Annotated in this window: 12 protein-coding genes; 9 read left to right on the forward strand and 3 right to left on the reverse strand. The window is 51.8% G+C overall.

What is annotated here, in order from left to right; all coding sequences use genetic code 11:
* The first annotated feature begins 68 nt into the window (after window positions 1-68).
* The 3 genes from znuA to lpxM all read left to right on the forward strand — a co-directional run bounded on the left by znuA (window position 69) and on the right by lpxM (window position 3,439).
* Entirely contained in the window at window positions 69-1,013 is a 945-nt protein-coding gene (gene znuA / locus GFB57_RS14305) for a zinc ABC transporter substrate-binding protein ZnuA (protein ID WP_003844151.1), read from the forward strand.
* A 15-nt stretch (window positions 1,014-1,028) separates the two neighbouring features.
* The gene (mepM, locus tag GFB57_RS14310) at window positions 1,029-2,348 is read left to right on the forward strand and encodes a murein DD-endopeptidase MepM (protein WP_003034883.1); all 1,320 of its coding nucleotides are present in this window, start codon (window positions 1,029-1,031) and stop codon (window positions 2,346-2,348) included.
* Between the two features lie 119 nt (window positions 2,349-2,467).
* On the forward strand, window positions 2,468-3,439 hold the full coding sequence (lpxM, locus tag GFB57_RS14315) for a lauroyl-Kdo(2)-lipid IV(A) myristoyltransferase (protein ID WP_003034887.1): 972 nt from the start codon (window positions 2,468-2,470) through the stop codon (window positions 3,437-3,439).
* A 44-nt stretch (window positions 3,440-3,483) separates the two neighbouring features.
* On the opposite strand, the gene pyk is transcribed toward lpxM, so the two are convergent.
* On the reverse strand, window positions 3,484-4,926 hold the full coding sequence (gene pyk / locus GFB57_RS14320; protein WP_003034890.1) for a pyruvate kinase: 1,443 nt from the start codon (window positions 4,924-4,926) through the stop codon (window positions 3,484-3,486).
* Window positions 4,927-5,044: 118 nt separating this feature from the next.
* The gene (locus tag GFB57_RS14325; protein ID WP_003034893.1) at window positions 5,045-5,914 is read right to left on the reverse strand and encodes a MurR/RpiR family transcriptional regulator; all 870 of its coding nucleotides are present in this window, start codon (window positions 5,912-5,914) and stop codon (window positions 5,045-5,047) included.
* Window positions 5,915-6,281: 367 nt separating this feature from the next.
* Here GFB57_RS14325 and zwf point away from each other — a divergent pair, with 367 nt between their 5' ends.
* From zwf to kdgA, 3 genes are all read left to right on the forward strand, one after another.
* Window positions 6,282-7,757: a glucose-6-phosphate dehydrogenase gene (gene zwf, locus GFB57_RS14330; RefSeq protein WP_003034896.1), complete on the forward strand. Its 1,476-nt coding sequence runs from the start codon at window positions 6,282-6,284 to the stop codon at window positions 7,755-7,757.
* Between the two features lie 233 nt (window positions 7,758-7,990).
* The gene (edd, locus tag GFB57_RS14335; protein ID WP_003034898.1) at window positions 7,991-9,802 is read left to right on the forward strand and encodes a phosphogluconate dehydratase; all 1,812 of its coding nucleotides are present in this window, start codon (window positions 7,991-7,993) and stop codon (window positions 9,800-9,802) included.
* A 34-nt stretch (window positions 9,803-9,836) separates the two neighbouring features.
* Complete coding sequence (gene kdgA, locus GFB57_RS14340; protein WP_003034901.1) at window positions 9,837-10,478, forward strand: bifunctional 4-hydroxy-2-oxoglutarate aldolase/2-dehydro-3-deoxy-phosphogluconate aldolase; 642 nt, start codon at window positions 9,837-9,839, stop codon at window positions 10,476-10,478.
* Window positions 10,479-10,544: 66 nt separating this feature from the next.
* Here kdgA and purT read toward each other — a convergent pair whose 3' ends face one another.
* Window positions 10,545-11,723 (reverse strand): formate-dependent phosphoribosylglycinamide formyltransferase, encoded by a 1,179-nt coding sequence (gene purT / locus GFB57_RS14345; RefSeq protein ID WP_003034904.1) that lies wholly within the window; start codon window positions 11,721-11,723, stop codon window positions 10,545-10,547.
* 131 nt (window positions 11,724-11,854) lie between these two features.
* Here purT and yebG point away from each other — a divergent pair, with 131 nt between their 5' ends.
* The 3 genes from yebG (at window position 11,855) to GFB57_RS14360 (ending at window position 13,374) form a co-directional block, all read left to right on the forward strand.
* Window positions 11,855-12,145: a DNA damage-inducible protein YebG gene (gene yebG / locus GFB57_RS14350; protein WP_003034906.1), complete on the forward strand. Its 291-nt coding sequence runs from the start codon at window positions 11,855-11,857 to the stop codon at window positions 12,143-12,145.
* A gap of 121 nt (window positions 12,146-12,266) precedes the next feature.
* Window positions 12,267-12,620: a protein YebF gene (gene yebF / locus GFB57_RS14355; protein ID WP_003034909.1), complete on the forward strand. Its 354-nt coding sequence runs from the start codon at window positions 12,267-12,269 to the stop codon at window positions 12,618-12,620.
* Window positions 12,621-12,714: 94 nt separating this feature from the next.
* Complete coding sequence (locus GFB57_RS14360) at window positions 12,715-13,374, forward strand: tellurite resistance TerB family protein (RefSeq protein WP_003034913.1); 660 nt, start codon at window positions 12,715-12,717, stop codon at window positions 13,372-13,374.
* The last annotated feature ends 69 nt before the right edge of the window (window positions 13,375-13,443 follow it).

A 13,443-nucleotide genomic window follows, 5' to 3' on the forward strand; every position in this document is an offset into this window, starting at 1 on the left:
GTCTTGCAGAAGTTATAGAATGTTATAATATCACATTTCTTACATTCATTACGATGATTGGTCGCATTATGTTACATAAAAATACGCTTCTTTTCGCAGCATTATCCGCTGCTCTTTGGGGTAGTGCAACACAGGCAGCAAATGCTGCTGTGGTGGCCTCGCTCAAGCCGCTGGGATTTATTGCTTCGGCCATTGCGGACGGGGTAACAGACACTGAAGTTTTGCTGCCTGACGGGGCTTCCGAACACGACTATTCACTGCGTCCATCAGACGTAAAACGCTTACAGGGCGCGGACTTAGTCGTTTGGATTGGACCTGAGATGGAAGCGTTTATGGAAAAGTCAGTCAAGAATATTCCTAACGCGAAACAGGTAACGATTGCGCAGCTCAATGACGTGAAACCGTTACTCATGAAAGGTGCTGACGACGACGATGACGATCATGGACACAATGATGCTGGCAGTGAAAAAAGTGACGAGCATCACCATCACGGCGATTACAACATGCATCTTTGGCTTTCCCCAGAGATAGCGCGGGCCTCAGCGGTTGCAATCCATGAAAAATTAGTGGAACTTATGCCGCAAAGTCGAGCCAAACTTGACGCCAACCTGAAGGATTTTGAGGCACAATTAGCCGCAACCGATAAGCAGGTAGGTAACGAGCTCGCACCGCTCAAGGGAAAAGGTTATTTCGTTTTTCATGACGCCTATGGCTACTACGAAAAACACTACGGACTAACACCGCTTGGTCACTTTACCGTGAACCCTGAGATTCAACCTGGTGCGCAGCGTTTACATGAAATAAGAACACAGTTGGTTGAGCAAAAAGCAACCTGCGTTTTTGCTGAGCCACAGTTCAGGCCAGCGGTCGTTGAAGCCGTCGCGAGAGGGACATCCGTTCGAATGGGAACGTTGGATCCGCTCGGTACGAATATCAAACTGGGTAAAACAAGCTATTCAGCGTTTTTGAACCAATTAGCCAACCAGTATGCGAGCTGCCTGAAAGGAGATTAATGAGGAAGTGAATACGTGCAACAGATAGCCCGCTCTGTCGCTCTGGCATTTAATAATCTGCCGCGACCCCATCGTGTTATGCTGGGGTCGCTTACCGTACTGACATTGGCCGTCGCCGTCTGGCGGCCTTATGTTTACCATCCCGATTCTGCACCCATCGTTAAAACTATCGAGCTGGAAAAAAGCGAGATTCGTTCACTGTTGCCTGAGGCAAGCGAACCTATTGATCAGGCTGCACAAGAAGACGAAGCCATTCCACAGGATGAACTGGATGACAAAACGTCTGGTGAAGCCGGTGTGCATGAGTATGTCGTCTCCACAGGCGATACGCTGAGCAGTATTCTGAATCAGTACGGCATCGATATGGGCGATATCAGTCAACTCGCTGCTTCCGATAAAGAGCTGCGTAATCTGAAAATTGGTCAGCAGCTTTCATGGACCTTAAGCGCGGAAGGTGACCTGCAGCGTCTGACCTGGGAAGTATCCCGCCGTGAAACCCGTACTTACGATCGCACTGCGACGGGTTTCAAAATGAGCAGCGAAATGCAGCAGGGCGATTGGGTTAACAGTCGTATCAAAGGCACGGTGGGCGGAAGCTTCGTCGCCAGCGCCAAAGATGCCGGGCTGACCAGCTCTGAAATCAGCGCAGTGATTAAGGCCATGCAGTGGCAGATGGATTTCCGCAAACTGAAAAAAGGCGATGAGTTCTCGGTGCTGATGTCTCGCGAAATGCTGGACGGCAAGCGCGAGCAAAGCCAACTGCTGGGCGTGCGTTTACGTTCTGAAGGCAAAGACTATTATGCCATCCGTGCTGCAGACGGTAAGTTCTATGACCGTAACGGTACCGGGCTGGCAAAAGGCTTCATGCGTTTCCCGACGGCGAAACAGTTCCGTATTTCCTCGAACTTTAACCCGCGTCGCCTGAATCCGGTGACTGGACGCGTAGCGCCGCACAAAGGTGTCGACTTTGCGATGCCGCAGGGGACGCCGGTACTGTCGGTGGGCGATGGTGAAGTGGTTGTAGCGAAGCGTAGCGGCGCTGCCGGATACTATGTTGCGGTTCGTCATGGTCGCACCTACACCACGCGTTATATGCACCTGCGTAAGCTGTTGGTGAAACCAGGTCAAAAAGTGAAACGTGGCGATCGTATCGCGCTGTCAGGTAACACCGGGCGTTCAACGGGGCCGCATCTGCACTATGAAGTATGGGTTAACCAGCAGGCCGTGAACCCTTTGACGGCGAAACTGCCGCGTACAGAGGGTCTGACCGGCTCGGATCGCACCGATTACCTGGCGCAGGTGAAAGAGGTTATGCCTCAGCTACGTTTTGATTAATTAGCACACTGACAAAGCCGGTACGCTATGCGTGCCGGCTTTTTTATTTTGTACGGCGCACGGTGCGCCGCTACACTATCAGCAGATTTACTTTTCGCGGCACCAGACACTGGAAGAGCATGGAAACGAAAAAAAAGAATATTGAGTATATCCCTGAGTTTCACAAATCATTTCGCCATCCGCGCTACTGGGGCGCCTGGCTGGGGGTGGCGGCGATAGCTGGGATTGCGTTAACACCTGCGTCATTTCGTGATCCTATTCTGGCAAAACTCGGACGGCTCGCCGGAAGACTGGGAAAAAGCTCCCGTCGCAGAGCATTGATCAATTTATCCCTCTGCTTTCCTGAACGTAGCGAAGCTGAGCGTGAAGCCATTGTTGATGATATGTATGCAACTGCGCCTCAGGCGATGGTCATGATGGCTGAATTAGCAATACGTGGCCCGGAGAAGATTCAAAACCGTGTTGACTGGCAAGGCCTGGAAATCATCGAAGAGATGCGGCGCAACGATGAAAAAGTTATTTTTCTCGTTCCACATGGCTGGGGTGTAGATATCCCGGCGATGCTGATGGCGTCCCAGGGACAGAAAATGGCGGCGATGTTCCACAATCAGGGGAACCCGGTATTCGATTACGTCTGGAACACGGTACGCCGTCGCTTTGGTGGTCGTTTGCATGCGCGTAATGATGGCATCAAACCGTTTATTCAGTCTGTCCGTCAGGGATATTGGGGATACTACCTGCCGGATCAGGACCATGGGCCTGAACACAGCGAGTTTGTCGATTTTTTTGCTACCTATAAAGCAACGTTACCGGCGATTGGACGTCTGATGAAAGTCTGCCACGCGCGCGTGGTACCGCTGTTCCCCGTATACGATGGGAGAACGCACCGCCTGACGATCCATGTTCGTCCACCGATGGATGACATCCTGACGGCGGATGACCACACCATTGCCAGACGGATGAACGAAGAGGTGGAGATTTTTGTCACGCCTCATGTCGAACAATACACCTGGATTCTGAAACTGCTTAAGACGCGTAAACCCGGCGAGATTGAGCCCTATAAGCGCAAAGATCTCTATCCGAAGAAATAAAAAAAAGCCTCTCAAAACGAGAGGCTTTTTTACATTTAAGCGACTTATTCTACGGTCAGAATACGCGTGGTGTTGGTTGAGCCAATGGTGCTCATCACATCGCCCTGGGTCACGATCACCAGGTCACCAGAAACCAGGTAGCCTTTATCGCGCAGCAGGTTCACCGCTTCATTGGCGGCAACGACGCCGTCAGTTTCGCTGTCGAAGTGAACCGGGGTGACACCGCGGTACAGGGAGGTCAGATTCAGCGTACGCTCATGACGGGACATCGCGAAAATCGGCAGGCCGGAACTGATACGAGAAGTCATCAGCGCAGTGCGACCGGACTCCGTCATTGCGATGATAGCGGTGACCCCTTTCAGGTGGTTAGCAGCGTACATCGCTGACATCGCAATCGCTTCTTCAACGTTATCAAACTGCACGTCAAGGCGGTGTTTAGAGACGTTGATGCTCGGGATCTTTTCAGCGCCGAGACAGACGCGCGCCATTGCCGCGACGGTTTCCGCCGGGTACTGACCTGCTGCTGTTTCTGCAGAGAGCATCACGGCATCGGTGCCGTCGAGGACGGCGTTAGCCACATCCATCACTTCCGCACGAGTCGGCATTGGGTTGGTAATCATCGACTCCATCATCTGCGTAGCGGTGATGACCGCACGGTTCAGCTGGCGCGCGCGACGAATCAACGCTTTCTGAATACCTACCAGCTCAGGGTCACCGATTTCAACACCCAGGTCGCCACGGGCTACCATCACTACGTCAGAAGCCAGGATGATGTCATCCATCGCATTCTGGTCGCAGACGGCTTCTGCACGTTCTACTTTGGCGACAATTTTCGCATCGCAACCGGCATCGCGCGCCAGACGGCGGGCATAATTCAGATCTTCGCCGCAGCGCGGGAAGGAGACAGCCAGATAGTCAACGCTGATTTGTGCTGCGGTAATGATGTCGGCTTTGTCTTTTTCGGTCAGGGCTTCAGCAGAGAGACCGCCGCCCAGTTTGTTGATGCCCTTGTTATTGGATAGCGGGCCACCGACGGTGACTTCGGTGAAGACTTTCATGCCCTGAACTTCCAGCACCTTAAGCTGTACGCGACCGTCGTCGAGCAGCAGGATATCGCCAGGCACGACGTCAGCAGGCAGCCCTTTATAATCAATACCGACTTTTTCTTTGTCGCCTTCGCCTTTGCCGAGGTTGGCGTCTAACAGGAACTTGTCGCCAACGTTAAGAAATACTTTACCTTCTTTAAAGGTGGATACGCGGATTTTAGGTCCCTGCAGGTCACCCAAAATAGCTACATGACGTCCCAGTTTTGCGGCAATTTCACGGACTTTATCCGCCCGCAGTTTGTGATCTTCTGGAGAGCCGTGGGAAAAGTTCATACGTACGACGTTCGCACCCGCGGCGATAATCTTCTCAAGGTTGTTATCGCGGTCAGTTGCCGGGCCTAACGTGGTAACGATTTTGGTTCTGCGAAGCCTTCTGGACATGTAATACTCCGTTGACTGAAACAACTTGGTGTTGCGTGAACATTGATCCGGCCGTTCTCAAACATTAACGGTAAATGAACAACCCGGATGATAAAAGGGTAGAACATTGTTATTGCTTTTAGCGGTCATCACTCTTGATGAGTAATTCTTTATCAAAACGCGATTCCTTGAGCGCTTCCTTGACACGCTTCAAGTTATCTCTAAATTTTGCCCCTCGGCGCAAAGTAAATCCTGTAGCCAGCACATCTATCACGGTCAGTTGAGCAAGTCGAGAGACCATGGGCATATAAATGTCAGTATCTTCCGGTACATCGAGGGTAATTGCCAGCGTGGCTTCCCGTGCCAGTGGCGTACCGGGAGAGGTGAGGGCGATAACCATGGCATCGTTTTCCCGCGCTAACTGCGCCAGTTCAACCAGACTTTTGGTTCTTCCGGTATGAGAAATAAGCACAATGACGTCGTCGTCGCTACAATTCATACAACTCATGCGTTGCAGAACAATATCGTCGGAATAAATTACCGGCACGTTAAAGCGGAAAAATTTATTCATCGCGTCATGCGCTACCGCGGCGGAAGAACCTAAACCAAAGAAGGCAATTTTCTTCGCCTGGGTTAATAAATCTACCGCCCGGTTTACCGCCGCGTTATCCAGCGACTGGCGAACGTGGTCGAGGCTTGCCATCGCTGACTCGAAGATTTTCCCCGTGTAAGATTCTACGCTGTCATCCTCATCCACATTGCGATTAACATAAGGGGTGCCATTTGCCAGACTTTGCGCCAGATGCAGTTTAAAATCAGGAAAGCCGCGGGTGTCCATGCTGCGACAGAAACGGTTCACCGTTGGCTCGCTGACATTCGCTTCTACAGCAAGTGCGGCGATGCTTGAATGGATTGCCCGCTCGGGAGAGGCAAGAATAATGTCGGCGACTTTACGCTCTGACTTGCTCAAATGTTCCAGTTTTAACTGGATTTTTTCCAGCATATTCATGATGTAGGTAGACTCATGGGTCATGGGCAAAAACGATTTCAGCGATACGGGGAAACCGATACACAATTTAGTGTATAGATATTACCCCTGCTAATGCAGCAACGGGGCAAAATGGACAGAATAGTTGTTGTTTTTTTTCATTACATGATCGGAGTCGGATTTTCATACTTCGTCATGGGTACGAAAAATACGACTTTTTTATCCATTTTGATGGGTTATACGCCAATAAAGCGGCTGTTTGCGGTAACAGCACGGCTGGATAAGCGTTTACGGTTTCCGGATTCACGTAAAAGCAGTACAGTGCACTGTAATAAAATTACAACCAGTGTCTGGCAAAAGCACCAGGCACTTAATTGAGGAGAATGACATGGCGGTAACGCAAACAGCCCAGGCATGTGACCTGGTCATTTTCGGTGCGAAGGGCGACCTGGCGCGACGGAAATTGCTGCCTTCCCTGTATCAACTGGAAAAGGCCGGCCAGATTAACCCGGAAACCCGTATCATTGGGGTTGGGCGTGCCGACTGGGACAAAGCAGCTTATACCAAGGTTGTGCGCGAAGCGCTCGAAACCTTCATGAAAGAAAAAATCGATGAAGGTTTATGGGAGACCCTCAGCGGTCGTCTGGAGTTTTGTAATCTGGACGTCAATGATACCGCCGCATTTAGCCGTCTGGGTGAAATGCTGGATCAGAAATCACGTACCACTATTAACTATTTCGCGATGCCGCCAAGCACTTTTGGCGCAATCTGCAAAGGTTTGGGTGAAGCAAAGCTGAATGCTAAGCCTGCCCGCGTGGTGATGGAAAAACCGTTAGGAACGTCACTGGCAACATCGCGCGAAATCAACGATCAGGTCGGCGAGTATTTCGAAGAGTGCCAGGTTTACCGCATCGACCACTATCTCGGCAAAGAGACGGTACTGAACCTGTTGGCACTGCGTTTTGCCAACTCCCTGTTTGTGAACAACTGGGATAACCGCACTATCGATCACGTAGAAATTACCGTGGCGGAAGAAGTGGGCATTGAAGGGCGCTGGGGCTACTTTGACCAGGCCGGTCAGATGCGCGACATGATCCAGAACCACCTGCTGCAAATCCTATGCATGATCGCGATGTCTCCACCGTCCGATCTGAGCGCTGACAGCATCCGTGATGAAAAAGTGAAGGTACTGAAATCACTGCGTCGCATCGATCGTTCGAACGTGCGAGAAAAAACGGTTCGCGGTCAGTACACCGCCGGTTTTGCCCAGGGCAAAAAAGTTCCGGGATACCTGGAAGAAGAAGGTGCGAACAAGAGCAGCAATACGGAAACGTTTGTGGCAATCCGTGTGGATATCGATAACTGGCGCTGGGCGGGTGTTCCATTCTACCTGCGTACCGGTAAACGTTTACCGACCAAGTGCTCTGAAGTCGTGGTTTACTTCAAAACGCCTGAGCTGAACCTGTTCAGAGAATCCTGGCAGGACCTGCCACAGAACAAGCTGACCATCCGTTTGCAGCCTGATGAGGGTGTCGATATCCAGGTCCTGAATAAAGTGCCGGGCCTGGATCACAAGCATAACCTGCAAATTACCAAACTTGATCTGAGCTACTCCGAAACCTTCAATCAAACACATCTGGCCGACGCTTATGAGCGTCTGCTGCTTGAAACGATGCGCGGCATTCAGGCGCTGTTTGTGCGTCGAGATGAAGTTGAAGAAGCATGGAAGTGGGTCGACTCTATTACCGAAGCCTGGGCAATGGACAACGACGCACCGAAGCCTTATCAGGCCGGGACCTGGGGACCGGTTGCCTCTGTGGCCATGATTACCCGTGATGGTCGTTCCTGGAACGAATTCGAGTAAAATATCATCTAGCCCATAGGTGTTATTTTACCGGTAACATGATCTAACACAGATTGTAGAATAATTTTTGCACTTTTAAGCCTCGCGTGGATTCACCCGCGGGGCTTTTTTTATTACACTGCCTGAAACGATTTTGCCCCTGAGCTACGGCTAACAAGCGATTCAGCTGTTTTTAACCCAACTGAAACACATTGTTTTTCCAACGCTCTGACAGATAAATTTTAGGAGCCTCTATGAATCCGAATTTGTTACGCGTAACACAACGTATCGTCGAACGTTCTCGCCACACACGTTCCGCCTACCTTGCCCGTATTGAACAAGCGAAATCGACTACCGTTCATCGTTCACAACTGGCGTGCGGTAACCTGGCGCATGGTTTTGCTGCCTGCCAGCCGGATGACAAGGCTTCGCTGAAAAGCATGCTGCGTAACAATATCGCGATCATTACCTCCTATAACGACATGCTTTCCGCGCATCAGCCGTACGAACATTACCCGGACATCATTCGTAAAGCGCTGCATGAAGCCAATGCGGTAGGCCAGGTCGCTGGCGGTGTTCCTGCGATGTGCGACGGTGTGACCCAGGGACAGGATGGGATGGAGCTTTCGCTGCTGAGTCGCGAAGTGATTGCTATGTCGGCTGCTGTGGGACTCTCACACAATATGTTTGACGGCGCGTTATTCCTTGGCGTGTGCGACAAAATTGTCCCGGGTCTGGTGATGGCGGCACTGTCATTTGGTCATCTGCCTTCGATCTTTATTCCCTCCGGCCCGATGGCGAGTGGTCTGGCGAACAAAGAAAAAGTGCGTATCCGTCAGCTGTATGCTGAAGGTAAAGTCGATCGTATGGCGCTGCTTGAATCCGAAGCTGCGTCTTATCACGCACCGGGTACCTGTACGTTCTATGGCACGGCAAACACCAACCAGATGGTAGTGGAGTTTATGGGGATGCAACTGCCAGGATCCTCATTCGTGCACCCGGATGCGCCGCTGCGCGAAGCGTTGACCGCCGCTGCGGCTCGTCAGGTAACGCGTCTGACCGGCAACGGCAATGAATGGATGCCGATCGGTAAAATGATCGATGAAAAAGTAGTGGTCAACGGTATTGTCGCGCTGCTGGCGACCGGGGGCTCCACTAACCATACAATGCACCTGGTCGCAATGGCGCGCGCGGCCGGTATTCTGATTAACTGGGACGACTTCTCCGATCTGTCCGATATCGTGCCGCTGATGGCGCGTCTGTACCCGAATGGTCCGGCAGACATTAACCACTTCCAGGCGGCGGGTGGCGTGCCGGTGTTAATGCGTGAACTGCTTAACGCGGGTCTGCTGCATGAAGATGTGAACACCGTTGCCGGGTTTGGTTTATCGCGCTACACCATGGAACCCTGGCTCAACGAGGGTGAGCTGGACTGGCGTGAAGGTGCGGCGAAGTCGCTGGACAGCAATGTGATAGCCACCTTTGACCAGCCTTTCTCCCACCACGGTGGCACCAAAGTGCTGAGTGGAAACCTCGGCCGCGCAGTGATGAAAACGTCGGCGGTACCGGTAGAAAATCAGGTGATTGAAGCGCCCGCGGTTGTTTTCGAAAGTCAGCATGATGTATTACCTGCCTTCGATGCGGGACTGCTCGACCGTGATTGCGTAGTGGTTGTGCGCCATCAGGGACCAAAAGCAAACGGAATGCCAGAATTACATAAACTCATGCCGCCACTTGGTGTATTATTGGACCGTTGTTTCAAAATTGCGTTAGTTACCGATGGACGACTTTCAGGTGCTTCAGGTAAAGTGCCTTCAGCAATCCATGTAACCCCAGAAGCCTATGATGGCGGGCTGCTGGCAAAAGTACGCGATGGCGACATCATTCGTGTGAATGGACAGACAGGTGAATTGACGCTGCTGGTTGATGAAGAGGAACTTGCTTCTCGTCAGCCTCATATTCCTGACCTCAGCGCATCGCGCGTGGGCACAGGCCGTGAAATGTTCAGCGCGTTGCGTGAAAAGCTGTCCGGTGCGGAACAGGGCGCAACCTGTATCACTTTTTAAGACTTATTTTGTAATCAGGCGAGAGAAAACTCTGATGAAAAACTGGAAGACAAGTGCAGAAGCAATCCTGACCACTGGCCCGGTTGTACCGGTTATCGTGGTTAATAAACTGGAACACGCAGTGCCGATGGCAAAAGCGCTGGTTGCAGGCGGCGTGCGCGTTCTGGAAGTGACCCTACGTACCGCATGTGCGATGGATGCCATTCGCGCGATCGCAAAAGAAGTTCCGGACGCTATCGTTGGTGCAGGTACTGTACTGAATCCACAACAGCTGGCTGAAGTTACCGAAGCCGGTGCACAGTTTGCTATCAGTCCGGGTTTGACCGAGCCGTTGCTGAAAGCCGCAACTGAAGGCACTATTCCGCTGATCCCTGGTATCAGCACCGTATCTGAACTGATGCTGGGTATGGACTACGGTTTGAAAGAGTTCAAATTCTTCCCTGCTGAAGCAAATGGCGGTACTAAAGCGCTGCAGGCGATTGCGGGTCCGTTCTCACAGGTCCGTTTCTGCCCAACCGGTGGTATCTCTCCAGCGAATTACCGCGACTACCTGGCACTGAAAAGCGTGCTGTGCATCGGCGGTTCCTGGCTGGTTCCGGCAGATGCGCTGGAAGCAGGTGATTACGATCGCATTACCAAACTGGCTCGTGAGGCTGTTGAAGGCGCGAAGCAATAATTGCGCAAAATGCCCGGTAATCACTACCGGGCATCGAATCTGTAACGGGCCATTCGGCCCGTTTTTTTATCCAGTAACTTTCACCTGTGCGGCCGCGTCTTTCGCGCGTATCACCGCATCTTCAATGCTCTGTGCTGTGGCCAGCACAACGCCCAGACGACGGCTCCCGTCGATTTCCGGTTTGCCAAAGAACCTAACTTGCATACCCGCACCTACAGCGGCCTGCACGTTATCAAACGTGATATTCTGACTGGTAAGTTGCGGCAGAATAACAGCGGAAGCAGAAGGCCCATACTGGCGGATTTCGCCAACGGGCAGACCGAGAAATGCACGTACGTGCAGGGCAAACTCAGACAGATCCTGCGAAATTAAGGTCACCATACCCGTGTCGTGAGGGCGAGGGGAGACTTCGCTGAAAATCACCTCATCACCGCAGACAAACAGCTCCACGCCAAACAGTCCGTGACCACCCAGCGCCAGAACCACCTTGCGGGCAATCTCCTGCGCGCGCGCCAGCGCCAGTTCACTCATCTGTTGCGGCTGCCAGGACTCGCGATAATCGCCATCTTCCTGTCGATGTCCAACCGGCGCGCAGAAATGCACGCCATCAACGGCGCTAACGGTTAGCAGGGTGATTTCAAAATCAAAATTCACTACGCCTTCGACGATAACGCGTCCGGCACCAGCCCGACCGCCCTGTTGAGCATAGTCCCAGGCTGCAGCGAGCTGATCGGCTGAACGGATAAAGCTTTGTCCTTTACCGGATGAACTCATTACCGGTTTCACGATGCAAGGGTAGCCGATTTCAGCGACGGCTTCGCGAAAGCGGACTTCACTGTCAGCAAAGCGGTAAGAAGAGGTCGGTAGAGACAATTCTTCGGCGGCGAGGCGACGGATTCCTTCCCGGTTCATGGTCAGTTGCGTTGCTCTTGCACATGGCACAACACGCTGGCCTTCCTGCTCCAGTTTTACCAGCATATCCGTGGCGATCGCCTCAATTTCCGGCACGATATAATGTGGTTTTTCACGCTCGACGAGCTGGCGTAATGCTTCGCCATCCAGCATGTTGATAACGTATGAGCGATGGGCAACGTGCATGGCTGGCGCGTCGGGGTAACGATCCACGGCAATGACTTCCACACCCAAGCGTTGACATTCAATTGCTACTTCTTTACCCAGTTCTCCCGAACCTAATAACATCACTCGCGTTGCTGCTGGACGCAGCGCTGTGCCTAATAACGTCATAAATTAATCCCCTGTTTTATCTGGGCGCAGTATATACGAAAACGTTTGCGTCTGTCTTTATTACCAGGTTGATTTCAGGGCTTAAAAAGAATATACTGTACATAAATACAGGTAATTTAAGAGGCTGCAAAATGGCGGTTGAAGTTAAATACGTAGTAATTCGGGAAGGTGAGGAAAAAATGTCGTTTACCAGCAAAAAGGAAGCCGATGCGTATGACAAAATGCTGGATACAGCAGATCTGCTCGACACATGGCTGGAGCAATCGCCGGTAGCGCTTGAAGACGAGCAGCGCGAAGCGCTTTCCCTGTGGCTGGCTGAGCAAAAAGATGTGCTGAGCGCCATTCTGAAAAATGGCAAGCTGCCTTCGCCGCAGGCTGTCGAAAACGATGCGCACGCTGGGGATGATACTCAGGCTGCCTGAAACGACTTGCGCTCCTGACGTTTTGTACCATGCTTTTCCCTGAATCATTGTGCAATCCCTGACGTTATTTCACGTTGCTACAGGCAATCTGAATGACGAAGGGGAGATTAAGGAGAAAAGAATGTATAAAAAAAGAACGTTATTGAGCCTGCTGCTGCTGTCTGCCAGCGTATCTGTATTTGCGGCAAATATGGAAAGCAAAAACGTCCAGTTTCCCAAGTGTGAGGGACTGGACGCTAACGGTATTGCGGCGAGCGTGAAACGTGATTATCAACAAAATCGCATCGCGCGCTGGGCTGACGATCAAAAGCGCGTCGGGCAAGCCGATCCTGTCGCCTGGGTAAACACGCCCGATATTACGGGCAAAGACGGGAAATGGTCAGTTCCCCTGACGGTTCGCGGTAAAAGTGCGGATATTCACTATCAGGTAAAAGTCGACTGCAAAGCCGGAACAGCGGAGTATCAGCCGCAGTAACGGAGGTATTTGCACATCTTTTGATGACCTGAACACTTCCTGACATCCCCTCGGGTACGCTTTGATGATTATTCGTCTGTACTTGAGGGGCAAAATGGCTAACTGGCTAAATCAACTACAATCTCTTCTTGGGCAAAAAGCTTCCTCCGCGTCATCTTCTGGCGAGCAAGGGCTGAGTAAACTTCTCGTTCCAGGCGCGTTAGGCGGTCTGGCAGGATTACTGGTTGCCAACAAATCTTCTCGTAAATTACTGAGTAAATACGGCACCAGCGCGCTTCTGGTGGGCGGCGGCGCGGTTGCCGGGACTGTGTTATGGAACAAGTACAAGGATAAAGTTCGCGCAGCGCATCAGGATGAGCCGCAGTTTGGTGCACAAAGCTCACCGCTGGATGAGCGAACCGAACGTCTGATTCTGGCGCTGGTTTTTGCGGCGAAAAGCGATGGCCATATTGATGCCAAAGAACGTAGCGCCATTGAGCAGCAGCTCCGTGAAGCGGGCGTGGAAGAGCAGGGCCGCGTTCTGATTGAACGCGCCATCGAACAACCGTTAGACCCTCAACGATTGGCGCATGGGATCCGTAACGAAGAAGAAGCGCTAGAAATTTACTTCCTCAGCTGTGCGGCGATTGATATCGACCACTTTATGGAACGTAGTTATCTCAATGCGCTGGGCGATGCGTTGAAGATCCCGCAGGATGTTCGTGAAGGCATTGAACAGGATCTCAAGGAACAAAAACAGGCGTTACCGGGTTAATTACTTACCGCTAAGGCGCATGTTTCGCTTGCATCATTGCTGTCTTTTGCCACCCTTATAGGATGTTTA

Source organism: Citrobacter sp. S39, assembly GCF_009495675.1.
GTDB classification, from domain to species: Bacteria; Pseudomonadota; Gammaproteobacteria; order Enterobacterales; family Enterobacteriaceae; genus Citrobacter; species Citrobacter freundii.

Excerpts from the sequence above, each read along its gene's own strand:
- znuA (WP_003844151.1), top strand. The coding sequence starts at position 69 with ATGTTACATAAAAATACGCTTCTTTTCGCAGCATTATCCGCTGCTCTT.
- lpxM (WP_003034887.1), top strand. The coding sequence starts at position 2,468 with ATGGAAACGAAAAAAAAGAATATTGAGTATATCCCTGAGTTTCACAAA.
- pyk (WP_003034890.1), bottom strand. The coding sequence starts at position 4,926 with ATGTCCAGAAGGCTTCGCAGAACCAAAATCGTTACCACGTTAGGCCCG.
- GFB57_RS14325 (WP_003034893.1), bottom strand. The coding sequence starts at position 5,914 with ATGAATATGCTGGAAAAAATCCAGTTAAAACTGGAACATTTGAGCAAG.
- zwf (WP_003034896.1), top strand. The coding sequence starts at position 6,282 with ATGGCGGTAACGCAAACAGCCCAGGCATGTGACCTGGTCATTTTCGGT.
- edd (WP_003034898.1), top strand. The coding sequence starts at position 7,991 with ATGAATCCGAATTTGTTACGCGTAACACAACGTATCGTCGAACGTTCT.
- kdgA (WP_003034901.1), top strand. The coding sequence starts at position 9,837 with ATGAAAAACTGGAAGACAAGTGCAGAAGCAATCCTGACCACTGGCCCG.
- purT (WP_003034904.1), bottom strand. The coding sequence starts at position 11,723 with ATGACGTTATTAGGCACAGCGCTGCGTCCAGCAGCAACGCGAGTGATG.
- yebG (WP_003034906.1), top strand. The coding sequence starts at position 11,855 with ATGGCGGTTGAAGTTAAATACGTAGTAATTCGGGAAGGTGAGGAAAAA.
- yebF (WP_003034909.1), top strand. The coding sequence starts at position 12,267 with ATGTATAAAAAAAGAACGTTATTGAGCCTGCTGCTGCTGTCTGCCAGC.
- GFB57_RS14360 (WP_003034913.1), top strand. The coding sequence starts at position 12,715 with ATGGCTAACTGGCTAAATCAACTACAATCTCTTCTTGGGCAAAAAGCT.